Source organism: Stieleria sedimenti, assembly GCF_025060895.1.
Taxonomy (GTDB): domain Bacteria; phylum Planctomycetota; class Planctomycetia; order Pirellulales; family Pirellulaceae; genus Stieleria; species Stieleria sedimenti.
Window position 1 is genome coordinate 1 of the sequence record NZ_JANZKV010000084.1, and the last position, 14316, is coordinate 14316.

Sequence of the window (14316 nt, forward strand, 5' to 3'; positions counted from 1 at the left end):
CCGCGGATGGCGAGCGCCATCCCGCCGGCGCGTTCCAAGGCGAGGCCTTGGGAAGAGGCAAGCAGGATGCTTACCCCACTTGTTCCTGGGAGCAATCAGCCTCGGAGGCTCCCGCCTCCTACTGGCGCACCGCATATGGCGAGCGCCATTCCGCCGGCGCGTTCCAAGGCGAGGCCTTGGGAAGAGGCAAGCAGGATGCTTACCCCGCTATTCCCCACGTGCCAGGCTGAGCAGTTCGTCGCGTTTGCGCAATCGCTCTTTCTTTTCCGCGTCAATCGATTGGCCTTCCGGTACCACGATCTTCTCCAGCGTCGCAATGGCGTGGTCGCGGCGCTGCAGCACTCGCAATTGAATCTGTGCCAATCGCAGACAAGCGTCATCGGCCAGCGCGCCTTGTTTTTCGACCACGATGGCGAGCGGGCGAATCGCGTTGACCCATTGGCGTTGCGTGCAAAGATCCGATGCGTATCGCATCAACGTCGTCTCGGCCAATCCCGCTCCAATTTTAAGCGTGTCCAACCGCAAGAACGCCTGTTGCGCCGCCGGCAAATTGTTTGATTGCAGACTCTGACGGATCACGTAGGCCAAGCGATTGAATTCGGGATGGGCCTGACATTTTTCGGCCACACGCTCCGGCGACACTTCCGATGTCCGTCGTTTCTTTTTACGAGACTTCCGTGGGGTTGCGGCGGCAGCGACGGCAGGGGAGGGTGACTTGGTTTTGGGTTTCCACTTGCTCGACGCGAGACCGATGTACTTGCTTTTCGAAACGTCGCCGCCGGTCACCTGCAACGCCTTTTCCACCGGGTTTTCAATTTCGTCGTGTTGGTCACGATCGCGTTGTCGCTGCTTTTCGCCGTACAGCAACGGATATTGTTGCAACCAATCGTTGCGGGAGATCGCATCCCAGCCTTCACAATCGACCTCGTCGGTTCTCAGAAAGTAGATCCCGATCGGAAATCCCATCAGGGCACCGATCACGTGTCCCATTGCGCCCGACATCGCAAATCCGCTGAACACGACGGACAGGACATCCATCCCGATGAAGAACACGCAGATCGTGACGATGCGTGGTTCGGCGGTCCCAAAGAACGGGAAGAAAAAGTAGAAGACACTGATCTCGTTCTCCGGCGCCCAAATCAGCGCGATCACCATCAGGGTCGAAATCACACCCGACGCACCGCCGGCCGCTTCTTCGCCGCCCAGGAAAAACATCGGGATCTGCACCACCGCGCCGATCAACAGACAGGTGATCAGGTAGATCGCCAAGAAGCGACCGTTTCCGACTTTGCCTTCCACCACCAAGCCAAAGCAGAACAGGAAGAACATGTTGCCCATCAGGTGAAACGGGTCAAAGTGCATGAAATTACCCGTCAGCCATTGAAGCGGATTGATTTGGTTGAACTGGATCAATAGCCGATCCATTTGTTCCGGTTCCCAAGTTCCGATGAAGACCTGGAAGGTGGTCGCAAAAAACACGATGATGTTCGTGACGATCAAGCCTCCCGTGACCCAAGGCAGGTGATAGAGAGGCGCGTCGGTGCTGTAGGGAATGATCATCCAAGGGACTCACGTAGACAAGCAAATCGTCATTTGTGCCCCAAATCATACACCAATCGGGCCGCTCGCTGACGCGTCCCGCTGGCATCGTCGGCGCACGCGCCGGCATGCCAGCACGTGGCGTCAGCCAGTGGCGCGTGTGACCGGGACCTGCGTTGTTGATCCGATGTGGGTATCCTATAGCTTCACTTGCCGTTCGACTTCTTTTTTGATCTTCCTCCACCATGCGTCCAATCGCGTTGCCCGACGGACCTTCTGGCACCGGAACGATTTCGCCGCCTCCGTCTATCGCGGCCGATTGATGCTGCGTCGATGGATCGTCGGAATGCTGCTCGGTACCTTGCTGGTGGCCGCCACCTCACCGTGGTTCGTTCGCAGTTACGTACCACGCATCCAAGATCCGACGCGGGGAGTTGCGGTGCTGCAACCGGGATCGGATTACCGGTGGCGGAGTGAAGGGTACGCGACGACGCGGATCGGGCCGATGGGAATGCCGGGCAGGGGGACCCTGGAACACGATGATCCCGGCGGTCTGCGGTTGGCACTCTGGGGAGACTCCCAGGCCGAAGGCGTTTGCGTGAAGGATCGCGAAAAGATCGCGGCCCAAGTTGCGGGATTGTCTTCCAATCAGATCCACGTTTTTCCCTTCGCGCGGAGCGGCGACGACTGCAACGACTGGATCGCACAGATCGCAACGTTACGCAATCACGATGCGGTCAGAGTGGATGCCCACGTCTTTCTACTCGTTGAGTGGTCCGATTGGACGGTTGAAATCGCTGATGCCAATGAGGGGCTGGATCCATCGCGGTCCAAAATCAGCGCGACAATTCCCGCGTTCCTGATCCAAGCCGTTCGCAACATCGTGACGACCGGTGACGCAACGACACGGCGCCGACTCAGGTTTCGCCCCGGACCGGTCAAGTCGCCAGCACTTTCAAGCGAACGCGGGACTTCCGGAGGGGCAATCGCGTCAACAGCAGAACGATTGTCTGGTCAGTTGGAACGGCTGCGTCGGCAATGCGACGCGCCATGCATCTTCGTTTATGCACCCTTGATCCCCGCGATCATCGACGGTGAAACCACGTTCAACGACCCGGATCAGTGGTTGTTCGATCATTTCCGCCAACTGTGTTCCGATCATGGTTTACACGTTCTCGATGCGCGAGACGCGATGACCGCGGCAGCTCGCGCCGGGGATTGGCCGCGAGGATTTCACAACGGCCAATTCGGCGTGGGGCACTACAACGCGACTGGAAATCGAATCATTGCGGAACAACTGTTGACGATTCCCGTTTGGCTCGCGTCGGGCGGACGGCCTGTCAACAACGATCCGGCGAAGGACTGATCCACGATGCAGTTCACGCAGATCGAGTTTCTGATCTTTCTGGGATTGATCCTGGTGGCCGTTTGGCGATGTCGCGCTCGTGTGACGCGAAATCTGATCCTGCTGGCGGCCAGCTACTACTTTTATTCGTACTGGGACTACCGTTTCTGTGGTTTGTTGTTGTTATCAACGGCGGTCGACTTTTTCGTGGCCGGCCGGATTTCGCATGCGGCCAAGCCTCGGGCCAAGAAGGCTTGGTTGTGCGTCAGCCTTGGCGTGAACCTGGGCGTCCTCGGCTTCTTTAAGTACTTCAATTTCTTTATCGAGTCCGCGACACCGTTGATCGAATCGGCCGGTCTCAACGCGAGCACGTTGAACATCATTTTGCCGGTCGGCATTTCGTTCTACACCTTCCAGACGCTCAGCTACACGATCGACGTCTATCGCGGAAAAATTCGGCCGACCAATTCGCTACTCGATTTTGCGTTGTATGTCGCTTTCTTTCCCCAGTTGGTCGCCGGGCCGATCGTCCGCGCCAGCGAGTTGTTGCCACAGCTGGCGCGGCGGCCGAACTGGTCGGCGCTACGTTTTTATGGCGGGTTTCAACTTGCGCTTTGCGGACTGATCAAGAAAGTGCTTTTGGCGGACCGCTTGGGCGAAGTCGTTGATGTGGTGTTCGCGGCACCGCAGCTCTACGGCGGACTGACCGTCTGGCTGGCGGTGATCGGTTACGCGGGACAGATTTACTATGACTTTTCCGGCTACACCGACATCGCGATCGGTGTGGCGAAGATGCTGGGTTATCGTTTTCCCAAAAACTTTCGACACCCCTACTTGGCGACCAGCGTCGCCGATTTTTGGCATCGCTGGCACATGACGCTTTCACGTTGGTTGCGTGATTATCTCTACATCCCGCTGGGCGGCAGTCGCAGGGGTGCATTCCGCACCAACGTCAATCTGATCATCACGATGGTGCTGGGCGGCCTGTGGCACGGGGCGGCATGGACGTTTGTGCTGTGGGGCTTCTGGCACGGCACGGCGCTGGTCTGCGAACGTGAACTCCGCCGGCGGTATGAGCTGCGAAAGGCCGTCTGGCTGGGAAGACTGTCGACGGTCCTGGTGGTCGTTTTCGGTTGGGTGCTGTTTCGCAGCACTTCGCTGGACCACGTTGCGTCGATCACGCGGCAACTGCTGTTTCAAACACCGGGGATTGATTGGTATCCGCCGTTGGCGATCGCAGCGATCGGGATCATGGTTCTGGAGCACGCCGCCTGGACCACGCGTTTGAGAATCGCGATGCGTTTGCGGGCCGACCGCTGGTACACCCCTATCGCGACGATCGTGATGATCTGGTGTCTGATTTTGTACGCGCCGCGAGGCTTTACCCCGTTCGTGTACTTTCAGTTTTGACGCAGATCAGTGCAACGAGATGGCTTCTTGCAGGGGTCTCAAGACGGCGCTGACGAGATACTCGTCGACCAGATCGCGGCAGAGGGAGGACAGCCGCATGAATTCTTTGTCAAACGATTCGTCCGGCCCCAGGCTGTCGTATCGGCGCACGGTCAAGTAAACGCTCAGTTGATCTTCGCTGTATTCGCCCGTCCGCACCTGATAGGCCGTGGTCCGAGATTCGAAGCTGATTCGACATTGGGTTCGGCATTCTTCATCGAGCGCGAATTGCAGCGAAGGCTCGTTGGAGAGCACTTTGCCGTAGGGCAGCGTGGTGAAGCGTTCCAGCGCCGGCGCGATTCCGATCGCCTGGTTCAAAATCTCGTTGTGGTTCCCGCGATAGTTGAAATCGAATCCCAGCATCACGCTCAGGGCTTCACAATCCAGCGGCGTGATGGAAAGCTCATAAGGAACCAGTTCCAAGACGCTGCGGTGCTGGTCGATCGCGGCCTCCAACGATTCGGGGTTCACTGAACCGCTGTTGAGCCGCCGGGGCTCGATGGAAACCCAGCGGTAGGAACCTTTTTCCTTTTCTTCTTCGAGCACAAATTCTGACTTCTCGCGGGAATAGAAGTTCAGCATCTGGGGGTAACGACGTCTGACCTGTTCGAAATAGTGCAGCACGGACTCGCGATTTTGTGGCAGATCCATTTCGGTTGCCAAGTTCATGTTGAGATAAAAATCATCGCTGAACATTCCGTAATCGCTCATCCGCTGCAGATTCCTTGTTTTGGTGTGAAGTCCAACCGAGCCGTTGGAGAGAAGAGATTGAATCGGCGTCTGCCGTGGCTACTTCGCGAAGACGACCACGTCATCGAAGGCGTTTAAGTCGTCAAACGATCCGAGGCCGATTCGTCCGTTGGTGAACGTCTTGTCAAACACCTCCATCTGCGGTTGAGCCATGTCATCGAAAAAGATCGCGATTCTGCCGGATTCAACATCGCGCACCAATTTGACTTGATGCCATTGGTCGTCCCAGGGCGTTTCGCGGGTATTTTGGGTCAGTGCCCGACGCGGTGCTTCGTTGACAATCATGATTTGTCCGCTGTGCGGGTCGGGGCGGGCTCCCAGGTGCACGTAATAAAAGTGCTGGTCGTCGCGATAATTGAAAAACACACAGCAATCGCGATGATTTCCGGTGTCTTTGGTGCTTTTGACCCGAAAGTGGATTTCGAAGCTGCCCAGGTCCAGGTCCTTGATCAGCGCGACATGCAGGGGGCTGCGAACGGGCGGCTTGTACTCGCTGCTGCGGTCGGTGATTTCGATCGTCTGGGAGCCGTCTCGCGTGCTGAGTTTCCAAGTCTTCGGGTCGAGCATTTCCCAACGCTGCGTCCCCGACTCGAAATCATCCGTAAAAACCGGCTCATCGGCTTGCACGCGTCCTTGGCCGCAGACCGTGCCGGCCAGGATCAGCACGACGAAACGGAAAACCAGGGGGGTGACCGTTCGGAAACGCATTGACAGCGGTCGGGCACAGAGCATGGCGTGCGGCATGGCGAAGTGCAGGCTCGGTTGAATCAGGTCACGGCGGCAGAAACGAATGAGTATAGACGAGGTTGGCCCAGACTGCCATCGGCTGTTGTCAGACCAGTCAGTCAGGGTGGCCAGTCGGGGTGGCCATTCAGAGCCGGGCGGTCGCGTCGGGCGGGTCGCGGATCGCCAATGCATGCGAAATCCGTATACTTTTGACCGCACACGCCTTCTCAAACGGACTGATTCATGAATGCCACTGCCACCGACTACGATTCGTTGCTCTCTCGGTTCGGCCTGAACGAATTTCGGCCCGGTCAGCGGGAGGTGATCGAAGCCGTCGCCAGCGGCGAAGACGTCATGTGTGTGATGCCGACCGGCGGTGGGAAAAGCCTCTGCTACCAGCTGCCCAGCCTGGCTCGTCCCGGCACCACGATTGTCGTTTCGCCGCTGATCGCGTTGATGAAGGACCAGGTCGACACGCTGCAGCACTTGGGAATCGCCGCTCGGCTGATCAATTCCACGCTCAGCGCCCGCGAACAAGAGGACGTGATGGAGTCGATGGCGCGCGGCGAACTGGACATGGTTTATGTCGCACCGGAACGGCTTCGCAACGGTCGATTTCTGGAAACCTTGCAACGCTGCCAAGTCACCTTGCTGGCCGTCGATGAAGCCCACTGCGTGAGCGAATGGGGGCACGATTTTCGCCCCGATTATTCGCGACTGGGCAAAGTCCGCTCGCAGTACCTGGGTGGTCTCCAAACGATCGCGCTGACCGCTACCGCGACACCGATGGTCCGTGACGACGTTTGCTCACTGTTGGATCTGCAATCCCCCAAAGTGTTTGTGACGGGGTTTGCCCGCACCAATCTCCATTTCGGGGTGTCTCAGAGCAAAACGGACTTGGAAAAAGAAGACCAGCTGATCAAATTCGTCAAACAGCAAGACGGCGCCGGAATCGTCTATGCCGCGACGCGAAAAACGTGTGAAGCGATCGGCGAATGGTTGCCCGAGAAAACACGCCGCCCGATCGGCATTTATCACGGCGGCATGGAGTCGGAGAAACGCCGCATCGTGCAGGAGAAGTTCATGTCCGGTGAGTTGGCAGCGATCGTTGCCACCAACGCCTTTGGCATGGGGATCGACAAGTCCGATATCCGATTTGTCGCCCATTACAACATGCCCGGCACGTTGGAGGCCTATTATCAGGAAGCCGGACGCGCCGGACGCGACGGATTGGAAAGCGATTGCCGACTGTTTTTCTCCTATCACGATCGCTACATCCAAGAGTTCTTCATCGAGAATCGTTACCCCTCCAAATCGATCGTCAACAAGGTCTATCAATACTTGCTCTCGCGGCCGGAGGATCCGATCGAACTGACTCTCGATCAAGTCCGTGATGCGATCGATGCGGACAGTTCCGAAGCGATCGGGACCGCCGAGACGCTGCTCGCCAAAGCCGGCGTGCTGCGGCGGCTCGACAGCAGCCAAAACCAGTTGCTCGTTCGAATCGACAGCGACGCCCCGACCTTGCTGGATTTCCTGCCGAAAGAGGCAAAACTGCGTCGCCGCGTGATGACCGCGATCGAGAAAGTGGTCGGTCGACGCCGGCACGATGACGTCTACGTGCGGCCCAACCGTTTGATGGAACTGGCCGACGTCGATCGCGACCAACTGATGCGGACGTTGCGTGAGCTGAGTCGATTGAACGCGTTTGACTACGTGCCACCGTTCCGCGGACGCGCCGTCCATTTCGTCCAGCGCGACGTCCCTTTCGAAAACCTGGAGATCGATTTCGAAGAACTCGCGCGGCGAAAAGCCAACGAATACGAAAAATTAGAGGCCGTCATCGGATTCGCCCGGACCGGCGGCTGCCGCCAACGCGTGATCTTGGATTATTTCGGCGATCCGGAAAGCAAGAATTGTGGAAAGTGTGATCGCTGTGACGTCGACGATGGAAAAAATGCGACCAGCGCGGTCACGGACGGTCTAACCGAATCGGACTCCAACGCGTTGCTGTGTGGCTTGCGCGTCATCCTCAGCGGCGTGACCCGAATGCACGGTCGATTCGGAAAAAACTTGGTCGCCCAGATGCTGTGCGGTTCACAGAACAAACGGATCACCCAATGGAAGCTGCAACGATTGAGCACCTACGGGATGTTGTCGTCGATGAAACAGGCACAATTGAGCAAGATCATTGATGCGATGATCGAGCACGGGATGATCGAGCAACGCGAAGTCGATCAGCGTCGTCCGACCATCGAAATCAGCGAGTTCGGTAAGTCGGTGATGCACCTGAAAACCCCGTTGCCGGCATCGTTCACGTTGTCCAAGCCACTCGCCCGGGGGCTGGCCGCGGCGGCACGCCACATCGAATCGACCGACGTGGCCAAATCCGATGCGCAATCGCCGTCTGCGCAGGGCGACGTTTCCCTGGACAACGCCCAAATTGAATCGCAGGACGGCATCCACATCACCCTCGATGACCTGACCAGCCCCGAAAAGAAACTGACCGATGAGATCGGCGAGGCGCTCAAACGCTGGCGCCGCCGGGCGTCCGCGGCGCTGGGGCTCCCCGCCTATCGGGTCCTGACCAACTCGACGATCGACCGGCTGGCAGAGATGCGTCCGCAAAGCAGCAGCGAGTTGGAAGTCGTCTCGGGAATCGGGCCGGCAACGATGGAGCAGCACGGATACGACATTTTGGAGATCATCCGTGGTTGCATGACCGAGACGGATGACCAGCAGACCGCGACCGCGGGGAGTGACATTCCGGGACCGCCGGGGGGTGAGCCGATCATGGACCTCGCCGAGACAGCGATCGAGGAGCCGCCCGCGCTGCCGGGCACCGAGTCTGGTGTTGGGGATTCTGCCGATCCGCAGGCCCCCGATCCGCAGGCCCCCATGGACGAACCGATCGGTGAACGCGACGCCTACTGGACCTGGCGGCTGTTCAGCGACGGCTTCACGATGGAGGAGGTTTGCCAGATTCGTAAGCTGAATCGTCGCCAGATTGCCTGTCATCTCCAAGTTGCCGCGGCGCGGGGTCGGAGCGTGTCGCCAAGTTGGCAGTCCTGAGCACCCGCATTCCATTTTCGCGCAAATTGGTACAATCAGACCCCATCCGGCTAGGCCCTTGCGGATTGTAGCCCGCCGGGTTGACTCCCCGAGCCGAGTTTTGGGGAATGCTTTGACACCGATTTATCATACCGACGCATAGTTTCAGTGTTGGTTTCGGCGTGTGGCACCGGTTTTGCTCACCACTGCTGCTGTCGGGCAAGCTGTCACGGGGCGTTTGCCAATCGGACTTGGCACTCACAATCACCCTCGCCCCTTCCTCTCAAATATCCCCGCCTCGCCAAGGCGAGCAACTTTCGATCGAAATACCACTATGGAAAATCGTCGCGAAGAGACAGACGTGAACGCACCACCCCCGCGTCGCAATAACGGATTGCTGATCGCGGTGGTGCTGGCGATCGGATTCGCCATCCTGTTCTGGCGAACCGAAGACCCGGGATCCAAGATCACCAAAAGCTTTTTCAATGAGCAGTTGGGCAAGAACAATATTGAGCGGGTCAGCATCGGCGAGCAAACCGTTGTCGGGACGTTCAAAAACGAGCCCGAGGCGCCTCCGGTCCTTAAGGATGGCATCGAGACGGTTGAAAAGGACGAGAACGGAAAGCCGGTCAAGCTGAAGAAAAAGTTCTATTTCAACATCTCGCTCGACCCGCAATCGTCGTCTCGGATCGAAAGTGCGCTGATTGAGGCGGACATTCCCTATGATTTCCAGCCGCCGGACAACACGCGTGAACTGGTCAATCTGCTGATTTTTATCGGGCTGCCGCTGGCGGTGTTCCTGTTCGTTTTCATGATGATTCGTCGCACACGCAACGACATCATGGGCGGCGGATTTTTGTCCGGGTTTGGAAAGAGCCCGGCGAAACGCTTCGAAGCCAACGAGAAAACCGTCACCTTTGACGACGTCGCCGGCTTGCAGGGCGTCAAGGCGGACCTGCAAGAGATCGTCGATTATCTGAAAACACCCGACAAGTTCCAAAAGCTCGGGGGACGGGTGCCCAAGGGCGTCCTGCTGAACGGACCGCCCGGAACCGGAAAGACCTTGCTGGCTCGCGCGGTGGCCGGAGAAGCGGAAGTGCCGTTTTACTCGGTCAACGGCAGCGAGTTCATCCAGATGTTCGTCGGCGTCGGGGCCAGTCGGGTTCGCGACTTGTTCCAAACCGCCAAACAGAACAGCCCGGCGATCATCTTCATCGACGAAATCGATGCGGTCGGACGCCAGCGTGGTGCCGGTTTGGGCGGGGGGCATGACGAACGTGAACAAACGCTGAACCAAATTCTCGGTGAGATGGACGGGTTCACGCCCAGCCAAGCCGTGATTGTCGTCGCAGCCACCAACCGACCCGATGTCTTGGACCCGGCCCTGTTGCGTCCCGGTCGCTTCGACCGTCACGTCGCAGTCAATCGGCCCACGATGAAAGGCCGCGAAGAAATCTTTAAGGTCCATGTTCGCGATGTCCCCCTGGCCGATGATGTCAAGCTGGATCGATTGGCCGCGGGAACGATCGGATTGACGGGTGCCGATATTCAAAACATGGTCAATGAAGCAGCGCTGTGGGCCGCCCGGCACGACAAAAAAGAAGTCGACATGAACGATTTCGATTACGCCCGCGACAAGATCCTGATGGGGGCTAAACGTGAAGAAGTGCTCCGTGGGATTGAGAAAGAGAAAACCGCTTATCACGAAGCCGGACACACGCTGACCGCCTGGCACCTGGACGGTGCACACACCGTGCACAAGGTCACCATCGTCCCACGCGGACGCGCCCTGGGCGTCACGCAATATGTCCCCAACGAAGATCGCTTGAACGTCAGCAAGAAAGAGCTGGAACACCAGCTGATCGTCCTGTTGGGTGGCCGCGCGGCGGAAAAGATCGTCTATGACGAACCGACCGTCGGGGCGGAAAACGACCTGGAACGCGCCACCAGCATTGCTCGCCGAATGGTCACGCATTGGGGAATGAGCCCGAAGCTCGGTCCGGTCTGCTACAAGACCAGCGACGAAGATCCGTTCTTGGGGCGTGAAATGCATCAGTCGCGACAATTCAGCGAACACACGCAAGAGTTGATCGACGAAGAGGTCTCGCGGATCTTGATGGAAGCCGACCAACGCGCCGAGCAGTTGCTGCGTGAGCACCGCGAGGATCTGGAAAAGATCACCCGCGCCCTGATGGAAGAAGAGGAACTCGATGAGCAACAGATCACGGACCTGATCGGCGAATCGATTCAACAGAAGATGAAATCCGAGGAAGAAACGCTCCCCGGGACCGTGTCCTCACCGGAAGTCAACGATCCGGGGGTTTCGAATCCCGTGGTGAACCGGGACGAATGAATCTAAGCTCCGCACGTAAGAAAGCAACGAAACTTCGACTGCACGAGGTTGAGTACACGCTGGTCGTTTGCATGGACCACAAGACCGCTAAGTGCTGCGGCGGCAAGGCAATGGACGAAACGTGGCGGCACATCAAGCACCGCTGCAAGCTGCGTCGCAAGGCCGGCCAATCCGTCGTGTTGCGGATCAAGGCGGGCTGCATCGGCGTCTGCAAGGGAGGGCCGATTGTCGGCGTGCTGCCCGATGCAATCTGGTACGGAGACTGCACGCCGGAAATCATCAACCGGATCTTTGACGAACATCTCAGTCAAGGATCCGTCATCCAGTCCCACGTGATTGCCGCCCCTTCCTGAATGGCAACCGAGGCAGGCTGGACTTTCAACCCTCACTCGATCTTTTCCTCTTTCGCAACGATGCAAAACACACATCCCGCAATCGCGACGGCAGGGACTGTCCACTTGAGAATCGATCCGTAAACCGGATGCCAGAATTCGGCTCCCGAGCTGATTCCGTCGTCGCGGTTGGATCGTCGGAGTCGCCTGGGCGGCGAATCGTTGCCCTGCTGGTGCGTCGCCTGCATTCGAAAACCGTCACGCCAGCTTGCGGGGGCCATCGGAGACAAAATTCCGGCGGTACTGACGATGATCAGATACAGGGACAAGAACATTCCCAGGATCAGCCCCAGCAACAGACCGATCCCGCCTTCACGCAACGTTCGAATGGATTTCGCCTTGAACCCGATCGGGTCGGAGAGTGCGTCCGGCGATGCGGACCCGAGAGGCGATTCTGGGGCGGTCGCGTCCTCGTCGTCGCGATCGTCGTCCAGTTCTGCCGTCTCCTCGTCGTCCGCTGCCCGGAACGACTTCTTCAACGACGAAACGGTCTGAAACAACCCGACCAGGAATCCCACGAACCAACCCGTCGCGGGCAGGACGTCCACGATTTGCTTGGTCGGCAGGGAGGTGAAGGAGCCGATCAACCAGGCGACGACGCCGAGTTGCGAGAACACGATCACACCGACGACGCATCCCAGCGAAACTAGAAAGATCGCCCGGCCCGACTGCCAGATCACCTCGATCAGTGGGCCGATCCAGTCCCGGTTTGACGCGGTTCCGGCCTTTGGGATTGGAATGGGTTTCATGGCACGTCCTTCAACGTCGACAATCTTCACGCTCAACAGCGTCCCGAGCAAAAGGCATCAAGGCTCGTGAACCCGGGCGCGCTCCCGCCGGGGCGACGGTGTCGCTGACCGATCGCACGGTGTTCTTTCCACGGTTTGTGTCAAGATCTCGATCTCCGGCGTCGCTGACGTGACGCGGCCCTGCCCGGCAGTTAAGTTGGTAAGCGAATCATCTGCGTCTCCGCGAATCCTTCCATCGACCTGCGACCTGCCATGAAATTAATCGTTTCCGCCCTGGGCATTCTGGCCTTGATGGGCCTTTCCGACGCCAGTGTGGCGGATGAAGCATCGGCCCGTCGAGTCGGCGAAAAGCCGAACGTGATCTTGATCATGGCCGATGACGTCAGTTGGGAAGCCTTCAGCTGCTACGGAGCGGAAGATTATTCTACACCGCACATCGATGCCCTGGCCGCCGCTGGAGTCCGGTTTACTCATTGTTACTCCACACCGATTTGTACGCCCAGTCGCGTCAAGCTGATGACGGGCAAGTACAACTTTCGCAACTACACGCACTTCGGCTATCTGGACCCCAAGGAAAAGACGTTGGGGCATTTGATGAAGTCCGCCGGCTACAAGACAGCGATCGCCGGGAAATGGCAACTCAACGGTTTGTACAACCAACTTCCGGGCCATGACGATCCGACCCGGCCCCAACAAGCGGGCTTTGACGAGTCGTATCTGTGGCAGGTCACAACGGGAAAGCAAATCAATCAGGGCGGCGGCGAACGTTTCTGGAGTCCGCCGCTGGAACGCAACGGCCGGATGCAAAGCGTTGACGAGAATTTGGGAAAGTATGGACCGGATCTGCTGTGTGATTTCATCTGCGACTTCATGCGCAGAAACCAGCGAGATCCATTTTTCGTCTACTACCCGATGATGCTGGTGCATGATCCGTTCGTCAAAACACCGGATACGATCGGCGATGACCCGCGAACACAAGCTGCCAACAAACCGCCCAAAGGAAAAGCGGCACGAAAGGAAAATTTTGTCGCCATGGTTCAATACATGGACAAGATTGTCGGTCGAATCGTCGATCAGGTGCGGGCACTCAACCAGCTTGAAAACACGATCATCATCTTCACCGCCGACAACGGAACCAACACGTCGATCAGTTCACGCTGGAACGGTCAACTCATCAAGGGTGGCAAGGGTGGGATGACCGACATGGGGACCCATGTTCCGATGGTCGCCTCGTGGAAGGAAACCACACCGCCGGGATTGGTGCTCGATGATCTGATCGAGTTCACCGATCTCTATCCGACTCTGGCCGCCGCAGCCGGAATCACGCTCGGCCCCGAAGATCCGATCGATGGACGCAGTTTCTTGCCGCAGCTTCAGGGCGACAAAGGCAATCCGCGGCAGTGGGTGCTGTGTCACTACCAACCGTATTGGAACAAAACACCGGGACAGTTCGTTCGCACCCAGGATTTTAAACTCTACCGTGACGGGCGTTTCTACAACGTCCCGCTCGATTTGACCGAATCCAATGACCTTGGTCAAAGCAACTTGGCCCCGCGCGTCGATCAAGTGCGGCAGCAGTTATTTGGCCTGATCGAACAATGCCCACCGGCGCCGGTCGGCGGCGGCAGCCGCGAGACCGAGTCACGGCCGATCTATCCTCGATGGAGAAACCTGGTCGACCCAAATGATTGATCCATCAGGTCATTGGTCGGACATCATCGTGCGGGCCAACCCACATCAGTCCACCGGGATGACGGAACACTTCGAAATGCCGGTCCCCGACGCAGGATCCCAACGACCCGTTGGTCCGCCGCAGCTTGACTCTCGCCCCGACGTCGGAACTCCGCTGTCTCGCGGCAGATGTTGGGTGCCTGTCCGATGACTCGTGCATAGACCTCCACGGCGTGCGCGATAGGGCGCGCCATGCGTGCGTCTGTCGCACTGCTGATCAAGCGGTTTGGA

The 14316-nt window shown here is 58.2% G+C and carries 10 protein-coding genes; 6 read left to right on the plus strand and 4 right to left on the minus strand.

Translation table 11 applies throughout. The features are described 5' to 3' along the window. Nucleotides 1-207: 207 nt before the first annotated feature. On the minus strand, nucleotides 208-1560 hold the full coding sequence (locus NZK35_RS12385) for a rhomboid family intramembrane serine protease (protein ID WP_259632850.1): 1353 nt from the start codon (nucleotides 1558-1560) through the stop codon (nucleotides 208-210). 208 nt (nucleotides 1561-1768) lie between these two features. Here NZK35_RS12385 and NZK35_RS12390 point away from each other — a divergent pair, with 208 nt between their 5' ends. Together NZK35_RS12390 and NZK35_RS12395 are read left to right on the plus strand one after the other, a co-directional pair. Further along, nucleotides 1769-2905 (plus strand): SGNH/GDSL hydrolase family protein, encoded by a 1137-nt coding sequence (locus NZK35_RS12390; RefSeq protein WP_259632851.1) that lies wholly within the window; start codon nucleotides 1769-1771, stop codon nucleotides 2903-2905. Between the two features lie 6 nt (nucleotides 2906-2911). After that, nucleotides 2912-4294 (plus strand): MBOAT family O-acyltransferase, encoded by a 1383-nt coding sequence (locus NZK35_RS12395; protein WP_259632852.1) that lies wholly within the window; start codon nucleotides 2912-2914, stop codon nucleotides 4292-4294. A gap of 6 nt (nucleotides 4295-4300) precedes the next feature. On the opposite strand, the gene NZK35_RS12400 is transcribed toward NZK35_RS12395, so the two are convergent. Together NZK35_RS12400 and NZK35_RS12405 are read right to left on the minus strand one after the other, a co-directional pair. After that, nucleotides 4301-5044 carry a hypothetical protein gene (locus NZK35_RS12400; protein WP_259632853.1) on the minus strand — a complete coding sequence of 248 codons (744 nt, stop codon included), beginning with the start codon at nucleotides 5042-5044 and terminating at the stop codon, nucleotides 4301-4303. 78 nt (nucleotides 5045-5122) lie between these two features. Continuing rightward, nucleotides 5123-5791: a hypothetical protein gene (locus tag NZK35_RS12405; RefSeq protein WP_259632854.1), complete on the minus strand. Its 669-nt coding sequence runs from the start codon at nucleotides 5789-5791 to the stop codon at nucleotides 5123-5125. Between the two features lie 261 nt (nucleotides 5792-6052). Between NZK35_RS12405 and NZK35_RS12410 the strand changes: the two genes are divergently transcribed. The 3 genes from NZK35_RS12410 to NZK35_RS12420 all read left to right on the plus strand — a co-directional run bounded on the left by NZK35_RS12410 (nucleotide 6053) and on the right by NZK35_RS12420 (nucleotide 11566). Further along, a complete protein-coding gene (locus NZK35_RS12410) occupies nucleotides 6053-8881 on the plus strand; it encodes a RecQ family ATP-dependent DNA helicase (RefSeq protein ID WP_259632855.1) in 2829 nt (942 codons plus the stop codon). A gap of 313 nt (nucleotides 8882-9194) precedes the next feature. Beyond that, nucleotides 9195-11213, plus strand: coding sequence for an ATP-dependent zinc metalloprotease FtsH (gene ftsH / locus NZK35_RS12415; RefSeq protein ID WP_259632856.1), 2019 nt, complete (start codon nucleotides 9195-9197; stop codon nucleotides 11211-11213). After that, nucleotides 11210-11566 (plus strand): (2Fe-2S) ferredoxin domain-containing protein, encoded by a 357-nt coding sequence (locus NZK35_RS12420; RefSeq protein ID WP_259632857.1) that lies wholly within the window; start codon nucleotides 11210-11212, stop codon nucleotides 11564-11566. The genes ftsH and NZK35_RS12420 overlap by 4 nt, the downstream gene beginning before the upstream one ends. A gap of 32 nt (nucleotides 11567-11598) precedes the next feature. Here NZK35_RS12420 and NZK35_RS12425 read toward each other — a convergent pair whose 3' ends face one another. Continuing rightward, nucleotides 11599-12354, minus strand: coding sequence for a hypothetical protein (locus NZK35_RS12425; protein WP_259632858.1), 756 nt, complete (start codon nucleotides 12352-12354; stop codon nucleotides 11599-11601). Between the two features lie 252 nt (nucleotides 12355-12606). On the opposite strand from NZK35_RS12425, the gene NZK35_RS12430 reads away from it, so the two are divergent. Next, entirely contained in the window at nucleotides 12607-14046 is a 1440-nt protein-coding gene (locus tag NZK35_RS12430; protein WP_259632859.1) for a sulfatase-like hydrolase/transferase, read from the plus strand. Nucleotides 14047-14316 lie beyond the last annotated feature (270 nt).

Excerpts from the sequence above, each read along its gene's own strand:
- NZK35_RS12385 (WP_259632850.1), bottom strand. The coding sequence starts at position 1,560 with ATGATCATTCCCTACAGCACCGACGCGCCTCTCTATCACCTGCCTTGG.
- NZK35_RS12395 (WP_259632852.1), top strand. The coding sequence starts at position 2,912 with ATGCAGTTCACGCAGATCGAGTTTCTGATCTTTCTGGGATTGATCCTG.
- NZK35_RS12400 (WP_259632853.1), bottom strand. The coding sequence starts at position 5,044 with ATGAGCGATTACGGAATGTTCAGCGATGATTTTTATCTCAACATGAAC.
- NZK35_RS12405 (WP_259632854.1), bottom strand. The coding sequence starts at position 5,791 with ATGCGTTTCCGAACGGTCACCCCCCTGGTTTTCCGTTTCGTCGTGCTG.
- NZK35_RS12410 (WP_259632855.1), top strand. The coding sequence starts at position 6,053 with ATGAATGCCACTGCCACCGACTACGATTCGTTGCTCTCTCGGTTCGGC.
- ftsH (WP_259632856.1), top strand. The coding sequence starts at position 9,195 with ATGGAAAATCGTCGCGAAGAGACAGACGTGAACGCACCACCCCCGCGT.
- NZK35_RS12420 (WP_259632857.1), top strand. The coding sequence starts at position 11,210 with ATGAATCTAAGCTCCGCACGTAAGAAAGCAACGAAACTTCGACTGCAC.
- NZK35_RS12425 (WP_259632858.1), bottom strand. The coding sequence starts at position 12,354 with ATGAAACCCATTCCAATCCCAAAGGCCGGAACCGCGTCAAACCGGGAC.
- NZK35_RS12430 (WP_259632859.1), top strand. The coding sequence starts at position 12,607 with ATGAAATTAATCGTTTCCGCCCTGGGCATTCTGGCCTTGATGGGCCTT.